A 15,627-nucleotide genomic window follows, 5' to 3' on the forward strand; every position below is an offset into this window, starting at 1 on the left:
CATTACATGGCTGTCGAGAGCCATCTCAGAGGACGTTGACCGCGCGGGCCGCGACCACCGCGACGGTCAGCAGAGCGATCGCCGACTGGATCGCCATCAGCACCTTCACCCGGGCGGTCAGCGGCATCGTGTCGGTCGGGCTGAACGCCGTAGCGGCGGTGAAGGCGACAAACAGATAGTCGGTGAACCCAGGGATCCACTTGTTCCAGCCCGGCAGGTCGACCGTCATCTGCGGGAACAGCAGGTCCGCCCGTTCCTCGGTGCGGCCGTGCTCAGGGGCGCGCGCGAAGGGCCCACCGCGGTCGACCTCCCAGTACCAGACGCCGAAGGCAACAACGTTCGTCGCCCAGATCAGCGCGGCCGACTTCACCAGCACCAGACCGTTGTTGGCGGCACCAGAATTCAGGTAGAAGATCAGCTCAGCCAGATAGATCGCGTTGGCCAGCACGAGGAGTGCCAGCAGCGCCAGCTCGACCCAGCGCAGCCAGGGCTCGTCGCGCCGCAGGTGAAACGGGTTCATCCACACCAGCGGCAGCAGAAGCAGCGCCCCGAGCGCCGGCATCACCCAGCGCGGGAAGGTCGAGATCTGCGTCGGGATCAGCAGCTGCAAGACCAGTACGGCGACCACCGCGAGCGAAGCCGGCCAGCGCCGGGTGTGCCGCATGTTCATCTCGCCATTATGGAGGCGTCGAGGACGGCCTGGCCTACTTCGGTACGCCGGTAGTGCACCCGATGACCCGTACGACGGCGTGTCGCGAGGCCCGCGTCGTGGAGTGCCGCGAGGTGTTCAGCGACCGTGGCCAACGCCAACCCGTGTTCGGCAGCGAGCGCACTGGTCGTGGCCGGTGGATCGAGCGCGACCAGCAGAGTCGCCCGAGTCCGCCCGAGTAAGCGGGCCAACGGATCCGGGGGAGCGGGCGTGTCGGACCAGAGCCGGGCTGCGCCGCGAGCGGGATAGATGAGCGCCGGCTGGTAGTTCGGGTCGACGATCATCACGAGGTGCGGCCAGGCGAAGACGCCGGGGACCAGCAGGAGACCTTGGCCGGCGAGCTTGTGGTCAGGCTCGCGGTAGTTGCCCGCGATCAGCCGGTCGTCGGACCAGGTCAGCGTCGGATGCAGATCGTCGAAGAGTGCTACCAGGCCGCCGTCGGTGAGTTGGCTGCCGCGATAGGCGATGTCGTCCTCGAGAACGCGGCTGATCGTCGGCCAATCGGGTTTGATCAGCGCGTGCCAGGCACTCTCGATCTCGTCGGCGAGTCGGTCGCGAGCGCGGGCCGGGTTGGCGAGCATCAGGTCGATCTCGGGTGCGCCGGGATTGCTGAACTCGTCCCGCGAGCGGGTCAGCTCACGCCGGACCCGATCGAGCGGCGTACTGCGGACCCGGGCCAGCTCGGTGCTGATCTTGGCGCGCGATGCCTTCGGTGGTGGGGTGAGGAAGTCCGGCGTGAACCCGGTGCGCGGCTGAAGCGCGTTCAGCCCACTCAGATCAAGGCCGGCGGCAGCTTTCGCAGCCGCCCAGGGCGCGTACATGGGGCGATGCTCGACGCCGTTCAGGACGCGGACGGCCGACACGGTCTCCCACAACGGCGACAACCCGAACCGGCAGCGCAACGTGTCGCTCTGGGTGAAGCGGAGCACGGTCATCCGATCGGACTTTCGGTCACAACCAAAAGTCTAGGCCGGGCGGGCCGCGATCGGACAACCTGAGCCGGGTGAGGTCCTATCGAGCTGTCCTGAGTCTGCCCGGTCTGCGCAATGTCTTCCTGGCGCACGCCGTCTCCATGCTGGGCACGATCGCCGCCCAGGTCGCCCTGTCGATCCTGATCTTCGAGCGCACCGGCTCGCCGTTGCTGTCGGCCCTTGTGCTGGCCTGCTCGTTCCTCCCGTACGCCGTCGGCGGCATCCTGCTGTCGTCGATCGCGGACCGCTTCCCGGCCCGCCGGGTCTTGGTGATCTGCGATGTCCTCAGCGCCGCCTGCATCGCGCTGATGCTGGTCCCCGGTCTGCCGGTCGGAGCCTTGCTGGGGTTGTTGCTGGGCACCGGCGTGATCGCACCGATCTTCACCGGAGCAAGATCGGCCAGCCTGGCGCACCTCCTGCCGGCCGACTTGTTCCCGGCTGGGAGATCGTTGCTGCGGGCAATCAGTCAGCTGACCGTGCTCACCGGATTCGCCGTCGGCGCGGCTGCAGTTGCGGCGGTCGGCGCGCCCTGGCTGCTTGCGGTGGACGTGGTGACCTTCCTCGTCTCGGCGCTCCTGATCGGATTCGGTACGCCGTACTCCCCGGCAGGCGAGCGTGGTCGCAGTACTGTGCGTGATTCGTGGAGCGGTCTGCGGCACCTGTTCGCGCACCCGCGGCTGCGGCCGCTGATCCTGCTGACCTGGGTGGCGCCTGCCTTCTCGTCGGTTCCGGATGGGCTCGCGGTCGCTTACTCAGCTCAGACCGGCGCTGCGCCGGCTGCGGCGGGAGCGCTCTTCACCGGTTACGCGGCCGGCACTGTGCTCGGCGAGCTCGTCGTCGCAAGGTTCGCTCCTTCCGTACGGCGCCGGCTGGTCGTCCCGCTGTTGTTGGCGAGTCAGCTGCCCGCGATCGCCTTCCTCGCCGAGCCGTCCGTCCCGGTGGCTGCGGTGCTGCTCGCGGTGGCCGGGTCCGGGTACGCGTTCAACCAGGCGATCGATCCGATGATCCTGGACGCGGCCGATCCGGCGTACCGGGGTCGGCTCTTCACCGTGCAGACCAGCGGCCTGATGGCGATTCAGGGAGTGAGCATCGCCTTGGCCGGTGTCGTCGGCACGTACTTGAAACCGAGCCTGACCATCGCTGCGGCCGGTGTTCTCGGCACGGTCGTCGTGCTGGCGATTGCTCGTCAGGCGCTTGACCGAACCACCAGTGGTGCAGTGACGAGCCGGCCGGGCTGATCGGGGTCGCCGCTGATCTCCAGCAGGGCGCGGTCGAAGAGGCAGGAAGCGATGTCGCGCAGGGGGATCCGGGCGGTCGTCAGCGGTGTGTCCAGCATGCTGGCGAACGGGAAGTCGTTGAAGCCGGTGACCGCGATGTCCTCGCCGACCCGTACGCCGCGCCGCTGCAGGGCGCGCATCGCGACCACGGCGAAGGCGTCGTTGTCGGCGACGAGAACATCCGGGGGAGCGCTCTCCGACGACACGTACGCGTCGAGCTCCTCCAGCGTGCGGAACGAGCGAACGACGGTGTGCGGGAACTCGCGGACGAAGCCGTCCTCGCGCTGGTGGACCCAGGGCAGCGAGCTGTCCGTTCTCAGGTAGAGAGCGCTTTCTCTGCCGGTCTCTCGCAAATGCCGGGCGATGCCGGCCATCGAGGACTCGTTGTCGACGTCGACCCAGCACTGCCGGTGGTGCGGGCCGGTGCGGCCGAAGGCGACGAAGGGGAAGCGGCGCTGGCTGAGGAACTCGATCCGCTCGTCGTTCGGCATCGTCTCCAGGACCACGATCGCGTCTACCTGGCGAGCGGCGATCAGCTTCTCGTAGAGCGCTATCTCGGTTGCTCCCGCGGTCGGCGTGGTCACGTGCACGCCATACCCCGAGACTGCCGCGGCCCTGACTAGTCCGTCGAGCAGACCGTGCAGGAAGCCGCTGAGACCAGGGTTCTCCTCGCTGAACTCGTCGTACAGCGGCAGGCCGATCACCTGGCTGCGGCCCGAAGAGAGCGCTCTGGCTGCGTGGTTCGGGATGTAGCCGAGCTGGTCGATCGCCGCCTGCACTGTCCGGACGGTCGGCTCGCTCACCCGGTGCGGTGCGTTGAGCACGTTCGACACCGTCATCGCGGACACCCCCGCCAGCCGGGCGACATCGGCAACCGTCGTACGGCGTGGTCGTTGCACCATCCCAGCCCCCTCAGCTCTGTTCGATGCGGGCGACCCCGGCGACCGGTACGTCGATCACCCACAGGCCAGGTGGAGTCGTCGTACGGCGGTAGAGCTCGGCGCCCGAACAGTCAGACACTACGAGGTCGACCGGGCCGGGGCCCGCACCTTCGACGAGGAGTCGCGGTTCGCTGCCGCCGTTCACCAGCACCACCGAGCGGTCTGTCTCGGTCAACTGCACCAACGGGTTGGTGAACGCTGCCACCAGCGTTGTCGCTGCGTTCACTGCCTTGACCTGGGTGTAGCGGGCGTCAGACCGCGACGGCAGCAGTACGCCGTGCTGCAGTACGTCGAAGTGTTCGCTCAGGAAGCCCAGCCAGTACCGGACGACGCGGTCGTGCGCAGGTGGCAGCGCCTCGAGCTCCATGGATACCTGCACCGTGCTGAACAGCGCACCGATGAACTGCTGAGCCACCGTCTCCGGTGTGGCCGACGGATGCCACATGAGCATGTCGGAGTGCACAGCGCGATCCCCGGCGAGCAGACGGCTGTCGATGGTGCGGACGCGGTTCTCCACTGGGTCCATGGCGCAGTCGCCGGCCCGCAGGAAGGTGCCGAACTGCCACAGCCGCGGGTTGACGTAGTCCTGCCGGAACTCGATCAGTACGTCGTCCCGCAGCCGCTGCACCTCATCCCGGACCGCCTGCAGCAACCGCTCCACGCCCTCATCGATCGATGTGCAGTCAGCGCCGGGCGCATCGGGGCCGGGCGTATCAGGCATCGGGCCTTCCCACGCCCAGGAGTCGATGAAGTCGATCTTCAGCCCGTCGACACCCCAGTCGCGCACCGGACGGACACGACACTCGACCAGGTGCTCGCGGACCTCGGGGTAGCGCGGGTCCAGGACCGCTACGACCTCGCCGTCGACGAAACCGAGCGTGCGGTGCTTCAGCCGCTCCCAAGCCTTGGAGTGCACGCCGATCAGCGGGGGCGCGATCCACAGCACGTAGCGCTGTCCCAGCTCATGCACTCGGCGCACATGCTCAGTCATGTCCGGAAACTTGCTGCTCGTCGGCTCCCAGTCACCGCAGTACGCGTAGCCGCGCGCCGTACTGTCCGTCTGCCAGCCGTCGTCGACGATGATCGCCGCACACCCGTACGCCGCACTCGCGGCCGCGTGGTGTTCGACGGTCGCAGCGGTCACGTGCTGGTGGTCGCTGTACCAGGTGGAGTACATGGCCTGCCGGGCAATCCCCGGTACGGCGGCCACTCGGTCACCGAGCTCGTCGGCCCAGGCGGTGGTGACGCCGCGCAGGGCTTCGGCGAAATGGACGTCGCGCAGATCGACCCGCAGGACGAAGCTGGTCACGCCGTCAGTGGATTCGATGTCATCGGCAACCAGCTCGATCAGCTGCTCGGCGGTCTCCTCGTGCACCCCGATCGCGAACTCACTGCCGCGAACGTGCGCCGACAACGCCACGGTCAGCAGGCTGCGGTCCTGGTCGTCCACGAGGCTGCCGACCGGCGCGGAGCGGACCGAGTGGATGCGGCGGCGCGATCCCCAGTCGGTGGGGAGCTCGCGCCGCGCGCCTTGCGAGGCCCGCCACAACGTCACGGCCGAGCCGGTTGGCCAGGTCCAGCGGATCGTGACCGGGCCGCCATCCGCGACCACCTCGAAGCGCAGTACGCCGGGCTCAGCGGCCGGCAGCTCAGTCACGGATCGGGCGCCGGTCGCCGTACCGGTCCGGTGCACGCCAGCGTCGGGGGAGCGGATCTCAAAGCTCGTCACGGCGGCGACTATAGCGCTAAAACGAGCCGGACTGAAGTATTGACGGAATTGGTCTGGGTGTTTACTTTAGCAAGGAAATTTTACCGCTAATACCCGATCTCCGAGGAGCATCAAGTGCTCACTGTGAGCTCCGACTCCGGCTATGTCGAGGAGGCCTTCGCCTGGGCCTCCCGGCGTGCGCTGGACTGGGTCCAGACTGACGCTGCGCCCGGCAACCTGCCGTCGTACTGGGCCGGCTACCCGTCCCGGGACATGTTCTACTCCCGCGACATCTGTCATCAGGCGGCCGGCGCGCACCTGCTCGGCCTGGATGCCGAGAACTTCGCGATGTTCCGGCATTTCGCCCGTTCGGCGACCCCGGCGCGGAAATGGTTCCCGATCTGGGCGTTCCACTTCGACGGCCGGATCGCGGCGCTCGACTATCACAACGACGAACACTTCGTCCGGGAGATCCCCGCGGTGTTCGACCTCTGCTACCGGGCGCTGGACCAGTACGACTGGACCGGCGACCGCCGTTGGCTCGACGATCCTGATCTCGCGGCGTACTACGAGACGAGTGTGGGCGAGTTCGTGACGGCTCACGATGCCGATGGTGACGGCATTCCGGAGGCCGGTGGTACGGCCGACATCTTCCTCGGGACCGCGACCTACAACGAGCGCGAGGCGCCACTCCTGATCGCGGGCGACGGGCTCGCGACGCACTACGCCGTACTGCGGAGGCTGGGGCGGGACGCGGAGGCGGATCGGATCCAGGCGACGTACGAGACGTGGTGGGGTGGTGATCACTACGCACGCGGTGTCACCAAGGACGGCCTGGACTTCGACTGGGGGCTGGAGTCGCACACGCTGGCTCCGCTGTTCGGGCTAGGTGGCAACGAGCAGTCTCTCGACTGGCTCGAGTCGAAGATGAACGACGATCCGCCGAAGAACATCGAGTCGTTGAGCTACTACCCCGAGTTGTTGTTCAAGTACGGGCGCGACGAGTCGGCCTGGCGCTGGACCAAGCATCTGATCGACAGTCGGGACGACTATCCGGAGATCTCGTTCACCGTCGTCGAACACCTGGTTGCCGGTCTGCTCGGACTCCGCCCCGCTGCCGGAAGCGCGTTGTCCATCGAGTCCCACCTGCCCGCCGAAGTCACCAGGCTCACCGCCGATCACGTGCGGGTCGGTGACTGGGACCTGCGCATCACGCAGGAGGCCCGGCAGGCCACCGAAGTCACCGTGCACAGCGGACCTGGGGCGCTGCCGGTGACGGTCGGTGCCGAAACACATCCCCTCGAACCGGGCCAGACAGTCCGGTTCACCGTTTAAGGACCCCTCATGAAGCTCCGTTTGATCCCAGCCGCCGCCGCGCTTGTGCTCGCCGCGGGCTGCGCGACGACCAGCCAGCCTGCGAGCAACACCAACAGCGACTCCGCCGCCATCACGTTCTCGTTCTGGGGCACGAACTCCGAGGCGGCCTCGCTGAAAGCGATCGCCGCCGAGTTCGAAAAGGCCAACCCCGGCACCAAGGTGACCACCAACTGGATCCAGGCCGACTACGAGCAGAAGGTCCTGACCTCGATCGCCGGTGGCACCCAGTCGACCGTGATGGAGATCAGCAACAACAGCCTGGCCGGATTCGTGTCCAGCTTCGCCGAGCAGCAGGTCGATCCGGGCAAGTACGTCCAGCCGAACATCTCGTCGGCGCTGCAGTTCGAGGGCAAGTACTACGCGATGCCGTTCGCGGCCAAGCCCAAGGTGATGGCGATCAACGTGGACGCCTTCAAGGCCGCCGGAATCCCGTTGCCGAGCGCAACGACACCGCTGACGCTCGACGAGTTCAAGACGCTGGCCGCCAAGCTGTCGCACGGTGACGGCAAGGCGCGGGTCTTCGGGTCGAGCAACCTGTACTACCGCGGCTGGCTCACCGCGGCCGGCGGCACCTACTACAACGCCGACGGGACCGCCTGCACCTTCGGCGACGAGACCGGAGTCAAGACCGCGCAGTACGTCGTCGATCTGCAGAACCAGAAGTCGGCGCCGACCTCGACCGATATCCAGGGTCAGGACCAGGCGCAGTGGTTCGCGGCCGGCCGGCTGGCCATGTTCAGCGACTTCGGTCCGTGGACCGTGGCCGACTTCGCGAAGATCAGCAAGCCGAACTGGACGCTGGTCCCGGTGCCGGGCAAGGGATTCCAGATGGAGGTCGACGGGCTCGCGATCAGCAAGAAGGCGACCGGCAAGCAGTTGGAGACGGCGAAGAAGTTCGTCGAATTCGCCGGCACGCAGCAGGTCGCGCAGGATCAGCTCATCCAGGGCAACACCGCCCTCGGCGTACCGGTGATCGCAGCGTCCGTGGGGACGTTGGAGAAGGTGCTGCCGGCCGACCGCAACCTGGCCGCGTTCACCACCGCGCTGAAGACTGGTGTCGTCGGCCCCTCGGTGGCCAAGGAGAACCAGGTCTCGGGTGACGCCGAGAAGGGGATGAACAGCTACACCGCGCTGGGCACGGGCAAGGACGATGTGGCCAAGATCCTTCCGGAACTTTCCGACAAGTGCACGGCGGCGCTGAAGAAGTGACGGAGCAGAAGTGAATCCCACGATTGGCTGGATCCGCGACCTCGCGGCATCCTGGGGAGTCCCCACCGCGCTCGTCCCGCTGGTCCCGTTCCTGCTCGTTCTGATCGTTCTGTACGCCGTCATCGGACTGGCGGCGTACGGGGCCCGGAAGCGCTGGCCGCGGGCCGACAAGACGATCGCATTCTGGCTGTTCATCTCGCCCTGGCTGATCGGGTTCGCGATCTTCACGGTCGGGCCGATGATCTCGTCGATCTACGTCAGCCTGACGTCGTGGGACCTGCTCACGCCGCCGCAGTTCGTCGGCCTCGCCAACTACAGCGAGGCGTTCCAGGACCCGAAGGTCCTGCAGGCGCTCAAGGTCACCCTCCTGTACGGCGTGATCAGCGTGCCGCTGCAGACCGTCCTGGCCTTCGTCGTCGCGCTGCTGCTCAACTCCGAACTGCCGGGGATGCGGCTGTTCCGAACCATCTGGTACCTGCCGAGCCTGGTGTCCGGCGTGGCCCAGATGGTCTTGTTCCTCTGGGTTTTCAACCCGCAGTACGGGCTGGCGAACGACGTACTGGCGAAGATCGGGATCGCTGGACCGGCCTGGTTCAACGACGCGGCGTGGGCGTTGCCGACGGTGATCCTGATGAGCCTGTGGACGGTCGGTGGTGCGATGGTGATCTACCTGGCCGGCCTCAAGGACGTCCCACCGAACCTGTACGAGGCGGCCGCCATCGACGGCGCCGGTCCGCTGCGGATGTTCTGGCACGTGACGATGCCGCAGATGTCGCCGATCATCCTGTTCAACGCGCTCACCGGGATCATCGGCTCCCTGCAGATCTTCACCCAGGGCTTCATCGCGAACGGCGGGCCGAAGGACTCGTTGCTGTTCTTCGTCTACTACCTCTACGACAACGCGTTCAAGAACTTCCGGATGGGCTATGCCTCCGCGCTGGCCTGGATCCTGTTCGCCGTCATCCTAGCGCTGACCGCGGTCACGCTGCGGGGGAGTGCGTTCGCTGTCTACTACGAGACTGAGCTCGCGACAAAGCGGAGGAAGAAATGAGACGCCGCAGCGTGCTCACCACGGTCGGCCTGTACGTCGTACTGGTCGCCGGTTCGGTGGTGTTCGTGTACCCGTTCCTGTGGATGATCGCGACCTCGCTGCGGTCCCTGGCCGGTGTGGGCAGTTCGGGGGCGAGCGTCGTACCGCATGAGTTCTTGTGGGACAACTACCGGCGGGCGGTGACGTCGTTCCCGTTCTGGCGCTACACGCTGAACTCGGCGCTGACCACGCTGATCCCGATCGTGGGGACGGTCTTCTCCTGCTCACTCGCCGGCTTCGCGTTCGCGCGGTTGCGGGTGCGGTATTCGGGCCTGGTGTTCGGCGTCGTACTGGCGACGATGCTGCTGCCGGGGGAGGTGACGATGGTTCCGCAGTTCATGCTGTTCAACAACCTCGGGATGATCGACACCCTCTATCCGCTCATCCTGCCCGCGTTCTTCGGGTCGCCGTTCTTCATCTTCCTGTTCCGGCAGTTCTTCGCGCGGATGCCGTCGGAGCTCGCGGACGCGGCGGTGGTCGACGGGTGCGGGTGGTTCAAGACCTTCTGGCTGGTCTATCTGCCGCTGGCCCGGCCCGCGGTGGTGGCGGTGTCGATCCTGCTGTTCATGGGGTACTGGAACAACTTCCTCGGGCCGGCGATCTACATCAACTCCGACCAGTGGAAAACGTTGCCGTTGGCCCTGGCCGGGTTCCAGTCCGTCAACGGCACCGACACCCCGTTGCTGATGGCAACCTCGCTGCTGATCACCCTGCCGTGCCTGGTGCTGTTCTTCGCGGCGCAGAAGCACATCACGCAGGGAATCACTTTCACGGGCGGCAAGTGATCAGCAGCCGGCTGTCTGCTAGAGGTAGTACCAGGAGACGTTGACGTCCTGGCCGCCCAGGCCGTAAGACTCGATGGCCACGGTCATGACGGGGTGGCCCTTGGCCTTGCCGTTGACGTAGAAGCACTTGACGTACTGGAAGCCGTCCTTGGGCGGGCACGACTGGTCGGAGCGGTAGGCGACGCGCTTGCCTTCGATGCCGTGGTAGTCGGCTGCGGCGAGGTGGATGCCGTCCCAGTAGGAGTTGCCGGCGGCATCGTTGCAGGTGGTGATCTGGCCACCGGACCGGCTGTTGTTGTACCAGTCGCTGGCGGCGCAGTTGGCGAGGCGCTTCATGGCGGTCGAGCGGTTGCTGAAGTCGCCGCTCCAGGACATGCCGGCCGCGTGGGCGAGACCGGCGTTGGCGGCGACCAGGACGGCGCCGGTGGTGACTGCGATGCCGAGCCGGGTCGCGATCGCCTTGACCACGGAGGGTCGGGAGGTCGAGTCCATGATGAGACCACTTTCGGTTGAGGGACGAGCCGTCAGTGGAATGGCGGCGGACAGCGCGCGGGGCGTGATCCGGTGGAGTTAGCGCTAACAGCGACTGAACAGTGCCTCAGGCAAGGGATTACCTGCGTCGGCGGACCGGAGCTGATGGTGATCGAAGGGTGTCTGAGCGTGAGCGAACCATGGACAGCGTTGTCAATCGCGCATTAGCGTGAAAAATCCTTCTGCCTCCCGCCCTCCCGCGTGTGGCACCGCCCCCCACCACAGAAGGAGAAATCAATGGCGCGCAAGCTGTTGGTGCTGTCCGGCCTGGCCAGTGTGGTCCTTGCCGTTGTCACCTATGCCGCCCCGGTTGCTGCGATCGGTGCGTCTGAAACTCCCGCCCATCAAGAGTCCGCGCACGCTGAGGGTGCGCACGCCGAGGGTGCCTCGACACCGCACGGCACGTCAGTGATCCCTACCCCCGCAGCCCTTAAGGGCAAGGCGAAAGTCCTTGCTCCGCCGCCTGGTGGCTGGTCCGTCCCGAGCCAGCGCAACTACACCATCACCGCTTCCTGCCAGCCCCACGCAGCTGCCATCCGGCAGGGTGCAGCAGCGTGGCAGGGACTGCGTGAAGGCGGCGGTACTCCGGTCGAGTGCGTCAACGGCTACATCGCAGACTGCGGTGGTGGCAGCAACGTTGTCGGATGCAACTGGGGTGCCGGTCAGCGCATCGCCTTGTATATGGGCGGTGTGAACGACGACGCCTTGCTGGCGGCACACGAGTTCGGTCACGACTGGTACGGCCACTCGACCGTCCAGTGCGCCGCTTGGGACAGCCCGACCACGGTGATGTCGCCGTCCATCTGTAACTAGCAGTTACTGGTGTTCCGGTCCGCACCTGCCGGCGGACCGGGGCGCTAGCTTCCCAGAATCCCTTGCTGGTAACCCTTTGCAACTGCCTCGGCGCGGTCGTTGACGTCCAGCTTGGTGAAGATGTGGCTGAGGTGCGTCTTCACCGTGGCCTCGCTGATGAACAGCTCGCGGGCGATCTCGCGATTCGAGGTGCCCTTGGCAACCAATGCCAGGACCTCACGTTCACGAGCGGCCAATGGGCTCGCCGCAGGCGTCCGTACGGCGGTGACAAGCCGGGAAGCGACTGCGGGGGAGAGCACCGTCCGACCGGCCGCTGCCTCGCGAACCCCGGTGAACAGCTCGGCCGGGGGAGCGTCCTTGAGCAGGTAGCCGGTCGCGCCGGCCTCGATCGCGGGCACGGTATCGGTGTCGGTGTCCCAGGTCGTCAGGACGAGCACCTTCGCGCGGGCGCCGCGACGCTGTAGCTCGGTAATTGCCTCGAGCCCGCTACCGCCGGGCATCCGGAGATCCATCAGAATCACGTCGGGATCATGCTCCATCGCCAGCTCGACCGCCTCGACACCGTTCGACGCCTCGGCGAGAACCGTGAAACCGGGTGTCGATTCGAACATGCCGCGGAGACCATTGCGGACGACCGGGTGGTCGTCAACCAGCAGCAGTGAAATCCCCTTGTTATTTGGCACATCAGCCCCAGTCATCGTTCGTCGACCACCAACGGTACGCGCGCGGAGACCGCCGTACCGGCTCCTGGTTCTGCTTCTACGGTGAGCGAGCCGGCGATGCGCTCGGCGCGGCCGCGCATGCCGTCGAGGCCGAAGCCGCCGGTGCCGGTGCGGTTCGGCAGACTCAATGCGTCGAATCCGACACCGTCATCGCGAATGTCGAGAGTGACCTCGCCATCCATGAAGCTGAGCGTCACGCCGGCCCTTGTTGCATTGGCATGCTTACCGACATTCGACAACGCCTCCTGAGTGATCCGCAGCAGCGTCGCGGAGATCTCACCGTGCAGCCGGGCGGCGGTTCCGGTGACGGTGAGCTCAGTCGGTACGCCGGTCCGCTCGGCCCACTGGTCGACCGTCTTCTGCATGGCCTCTGGGAGACCGTCGTGCGAGAGACCGGCCGGGGCAAGGTTCTGTACCGAGCGACGGGCCTCGCCGAGGCTGTGCCGGGCCAGGTCGGTCGCGCGCGTGACGTGGTCCCGCACGACGTCGGGATCGTTGGTGGTCTCGACCACTTGGAGCTGAGCGATGATGCCGGTCAGTCCCTGGGCGATCGTGTCGTGGATTTCCGCGGCCAAGCGGCGGCGTTCGTCGGCGACCCCGGCCTCGCGAGCCTGGACAAGCAGCTGGGCGTGCAAGGCGGCGTTCTCCTTCTGGGCCTGCTGGAGCTCGATGATGGTGGCCGCCCGCGCTCGGGACCGCTCCTCCTCCTGCTCGCTGAGCCGGCCGACGAAGGTGAGGAGTGCGTTGTTGGCCAGCAGCAGGCAGCCGAACACGATCCACCCCACCGCTCCGTCGGTCGGGATGCCGCCGACCTGGGCGAAGGAGATCGGTATCGAATGCGCGAACAGGGCGAACCGTTTGCGGCGTCGTCCGGGGATGAGGTGGGTGGCGTCGAAGTAGCCCGCGGCCATGAAGAACGCGAAGAAGCCGTTCAGCAGCGCGAGGGTGGCACCCATCACCCAGCGGAGCACGAAGTAGGTCACCGAGACCGCATCTGGGTGCTGCCGCCGAGGACCCGCCCAGAACCACCACACCTGAAGGACAACGAGCCCAGCGACCAGCGCGATGGCCAGCTGCTGCTTCCAGAGCTGCGGCGTGATCAGGTCGCTGGTGACGATCGCGAGGATGCTGGACAGGACGAGCAGACCGGGCGGCGCCAGCCGGTTGAACAGGGCCCGGCGCCGATCGATCTTGTCGCCCGGTGTCTTCACCACCTCAGTCTGCACGAGCGGAGCTCACTCCCACCGGAACCAGCGCACAGCAGCAGCCGACAGAACAACCGCCCAAGCAGCCAGTACGCCGAGATGCGACCAGGCCGGCCAGTCGCCGCCCGCCGCCTCGCCGAGCGCTTGAGCCGCCGCGCCGAAGGGAGTCAGGGTGACGATGCGGGCCATCAGATCGGGCATGGCCTGGACGGGCACCCAGACGCCGGCGCAGAAGAGGCTCGGGAAGAACGTCGCGGAGCCGATCGCGGTGGCGATCTTCGCCGTCCGGGCGAAGGCGGTGATCATCGCGCCGAAGGCGAGCGCTGCGGCCGAGGCGAGCAGTAGGGCGAGGGCGTAGCCGAACGGTTGACCTGGCAACCGGACGTCGAACACGAGCCGGCCGATCAGCAGGCTGACCACCGCCGAGAGCAGTGCCGCGCCGCCGTTGAGAATCATCTGCGCCGACAGCAGGGCGGACGGGCGGACCGGGGTCGTCGACATCCGGCGCAGGATGCCGCGCTCGCGGTAACCGGTGAGCACCGGCGGCATCGTCTGCAGACCGGTCATGATCACGGCGACCAGGACCAGCACCGGCACGTAGACATCGATCATCCGCAGCCCGCCGATGTCGGCGCTCGGCTGCCGGAACGACGGGATCGAGCCGAGGATGATCAGCAGGATGGGCGGAAAACCGAGCGCCCAGAACAGGTTCCCCGGCTCCCGCCGGAACAGGCGGGCCTCGGTCCGCAGCACTGCGACGTACGGCGAGGTGTTGCGGCCTGCGGTGGTCGTGACGGCGCTCATGAGGTGGCTCCGGTGAGGTTCAGGAAGGCGTCGTCCAGCGTGGCGTCGGTGACGCGGAGCTGGTGCGCGGTGATGTGGTTGCGGGCGAGCAACGAGATGACCGCGTTCACGGTCTCGTCGGTGCCGCTCAAGGTGATCCGGCCGTTCTTGTGCTCAACCGACGCGAGCGCGGGAAGTGCAGCCAGCTCCTCGTCGTCAATCGGCGTGGACGGCGTGAACGAGATGACGGTCGAGCCCGCGGACCGGGCGATCAGGCCCTGCGGGGTGTCGAGCGCGGTGATCCGGCCCTGGTCGATCAGAGCGATCCGGTCACACAGCCGCTGCGCTTCCTCCATGAAGTGCGTGACCAGCAGAACCGTGACCCCGCTCGCCCGAACATCCTCGACAACCTCCCAGGTGTCGCGGCGAGCACGGGGATCGAGGCCGGTGGTCAGCTCATCGAGTACGACGATCTTTGGGTTGCCGATCAGTGCGAGCGCAATGAACAACCGCTGCTTCTGCCCACCACTCAGCGTCCCGAACCGCTTCTTCAGCATGCTGGTAAGCCCCAGCCGCTCAGCGAGCGCCCGCCAATCCGCCGGGTTCGGGTAGAAGGCGGCGTACAGCTCAAGCGCCTCCTGCACAGTGAGCTTCGCCTGCAACTCACTCTCCTGCAGCTGTGACCCCAGCACCCGAGTCACCGCTTCGCGATCGTGGGCCGGGTCGAGCCCCGCGACCCGGATCTGACCGCCGTCCGGAACGCGCAGACCGGAGATGCACTCCACGGTCGTGGTCTTCCCCGCGCCGTTCGGTCCGAGGATCCCGAAGATCTCCCCCTCGCCGATGGTGAACGAAACCCCATCCACCACCGCGCGCCCGCCGTACGACTTCCGCAGGTCACTCACTTCAACAACCGGATTCATACCTTGAGTCTCGCGGTTGTTGGCCCGCTGTCGCATCGCCCGTTGAGGTCGAGTGGGTATCAACCGATCGGTTGATACTCGCGGGCCCCGGGCTGGGCCACTCGTCTGCTGGTCGGTGGTGTTGTGCGATGGCTGGTCGCCGCTCCGGACAAGCCGGGCACGTTGTCTGTGGCTGGTCGCCGCGGCGGCCGCGTTACATAAAGAGCTTGGCTGGGGCCGGCGGGGGGTTGAGGTACTGGCGAGGCCGGAGATCGCGCTCGCGCCGATTGAGGTGCTCGCTATGGTTGCGGCCGGTTGTGGGGAGGCCTGGAAAGTGACCGTCCGCTGTGGTGAAAAGCGCCAGCAAGGAGGCATGAGGTGCTGCCGCGCCCGTGTGACCCTGGCTGCCCCCGGCCGCCGCGCTGGTCGTCGCGGCGCTGTCCACTTGTCGGGGATCTGTCGGCTGGGTGGTGGGCTTGAACAAGTAATTACCTAATAAGAGTTATCGGGTCGCCCGTCGGGCAGACTCGGACTGGTAAGCCGCTGGTGGGTGAGCACTTCTATTACCTGGACCTGTGAGTCTTGGGGACAGAGCGTGCCCCTG

At 66.8% G+C, this 15,627-nt stretch carries 15 protein-coding genes; 6 read left to right on the forward strand and 9 right to left on the reverse strand.

Features of this window, described 5'->3' with window-relative positions:
- Positions 1-25: 25 nt before the first annotated feature.
- Both E1263_RS29785 and E1263_RS29790 read right to left on the reverse strand, forming a co-directional pair.
- The gene (locus E1263_RS29785) at positions 26-670 is read right to left on the reverse strand and encodes a hypothetical protein (protein WP_132173350.1); all 645 of its coding nucleotides are present in this window, start codon (positions 668-670) and stop codon (positions 26-28) included.
- Positions 667-1,644: an ArsR/SmtB family transcription factor gene (locus E1263_RS29790; RefSeq protein WP_132173352.1), complete on the reverse strand. Its 978-nt coding sequence runs from the start codon at positions 1,642-1,644 to the stop codon at positions 667-669. The genes E1263_RS29785 and E1263_RS29790 overlap by 4 nt, the downstream gene beginning before the upstream one ends.
- 68 nt (positions 1,645-1,712) lie before the next feature.
- Here E1263_RS29790 and E1263_RS29795 point away from each other — a divergent pair, with 68 nt between their 5' ends.
- Positions 1,713-2,918, forward strand: a complete 1,206-nt coding sequence (locus E1263_RS29795; protein ID WP_238161645.1) for an MFS transporter — start codon at positions 1,713-1,715, stop codon at positions 2,916-2,918.
- Here the strand turns inward: E1263_RS29795 and E1263_RS29800 are convergent.
- Positions 2,867-3,859 (reverse strand): LacI family DNA-binding transcriptional regulator, encoded by a 993-nt coding sequence (locus E1263_RS29800; RefSeq protein ID WP_132173354.1) that lies wholly within the window; start codon positions 3,857-3,859, stop codon positions 2,867-2,869. The genes E1263_RS29795 and E1263_RS29800 overlap by 52 nt on opposite strands.
- Before the next feature lie 10 nt (positions 3,860-3,869).
- A complete protein-coding gene (locus E1263_RS29805; protein WP_132173356.1) occupies positions 3,870-5,627 on the reverse strand; it encodes a glycoside hydrolase family 36 protein in 1,758 nt (585 codons plus the stop codon).
- A gap of 114 nt (positions 5,628-5,741) precedes the next feature.
- On the opposite strand from E1263_RS29805, the gene E1263_RS29810 reads away from it, so the two are divergent.
- Genes E1263_RS29810 through E1263_RS29825 form a run of 4 tightly spaced genes read left to right on the forward strand, consistent with a single transcriptional unit; the run spans position 5,742 to position 10,067 of the window.
- Complete coding sequence (locus E1263_RS29810; protein WP_132173358.1) at positions 5,742-6,941, forward strand: hypothetical protein; 1,200 nt, start codon at positions 5,742-5,744, stop codon at positions 6,939-6,941.
- Between the two features lie 9 nt (positions 6,942-6,950).
- Complete coding sequence (locus tag E1263_RS29815; protein WP_132173360.1) at positions 6,951-8,192, forward strand: ABC transporter substrate-binding protein; 1,242 nt, start codon at positions 6,951-6,953, stop codon at positions 8,190-8,192.
- Positions 8,193-8,202: 10 nt separating this feature from the next.
- On the forward strand, positions 8,203-9,243 hold the full coding sequence (locus E1263_RS29820; RefSeq protein WP_202869115.1) for a carbohydrate ABC transporter permease: 1,041 nt from the start codon (positions 8,203-8,205) through the stop codon (positions 9,241-9,243).
- The gene (locus tag E1263_RS29825) at positions 9,240-10,067 is read left to right on the forward strand and encodes a carbohydrate ABC transporter permease (protein ID WP_132173362.1); all 828 of its coding nucleotides are present in this window, start codon (positions 9,240-9,242) and stop codon (positions 10,065-10,067) included. The genes E1263_RS29820 and E1263_RS29825 overlap by 4 nt, the downstream gene beginning before the upstream one ends.
- 18 nt (positions 10,068-10,085) lie before the next feature.
- Here E1263_RS29825 and E1263_RS29830 read toward each other — a convergent pair whose 3' ends face one another.
- Positions 10,086-10,559, reverse strand: a complete 474-nt coding sequence (locus E1263_RS29830) for a hypothetical protein (RefSeq protein WP_132173364.1) — start codon at positions 10,557-10,559, stop codon at positions 10,086-10,088.
- 276 nt (positions 10,560-10,835) lie between these two features.
- On the opposite strand from E1263_RS29830, the gene E1263_RS29835 reads away from it, so the two are divergent.
- Complete coding sequence (locus tag E1263_RS29835; RefSeq protein WP_132173366.1) at positions 10,836-11,411, forward strand: hypothetical protein; 576 nt, start codon at positions 10,836-10,838, stop codon at positions 11,409-11,411.
- Between the two features lie 44 nt (positions 11,412-11,455).
- On the opposite strand, the gene E1263_RS29840 is transcribed toward E1263_RS29835, so the two are convergent.
- From E1263_RS29840 to E1263_RS29855, 4 genes are read right to left on the reverse strand one after another with little or no spacing between them, the layout of a single operon-like run.
- Entirely contained in the window at positions 11,456-12,109 is a 654-nt protein-coding gene (locus E1263_RS29840) for a response regulator (protein WP_132173368.1), read from the reverse strand.
- A complete protein-coding gene (locus E1263_RS29845; protein WP_238161646.1) occupies positions 12,106-13,344 on the reverse strand; it encodes a sensor histidine kinase in 1,239 nt (412 codons plus the stop codon). The genes E1263_RS29840 and E1263_RS29845 overlap by 4 nt, the downstream gene beginning before the upstream one ends.
- A gap of 24 nt (positions 13,345-13,368) precedes the next feature.
- Positions 13,369-14,142 (reverse strand): ABC transporter permease, encoded by a 774-nt coding sequence (locus tag E1263_RS29850; RefSeq protein ID WP_132173372.1) that lies wholly within the window; start codon positions 14,140-14,142, stop codon positions 13,369-13,371.
- Positions 14,139-15,044, reverse strand: coding sequence for an ABC transporter ATP-binding protein (locus E1263_RS29855; protein WP_132173374.1), 906 nt, complete (start codon positions 15,042-15,044; stop codon positions 14,139-14,141). The genes E1263_RS29850 and E1263_RS29855 overlap by 4 nt, the downstream gene beginning before the upstream one ends.
- Positions 15,045-15,627: the final 583 nt, after the last annotated feature.

The organism is Kribbella antibiotica, from assembly GCF_004349055.1.
In the GTDB taxonomy this organism is placed as follows: domain Bacteria; phylum Actinomycetota; class Actinomycetes; order Propionibacteriales; family Kribbellaceae; genus Kribbella; species Kribbella antibiotica.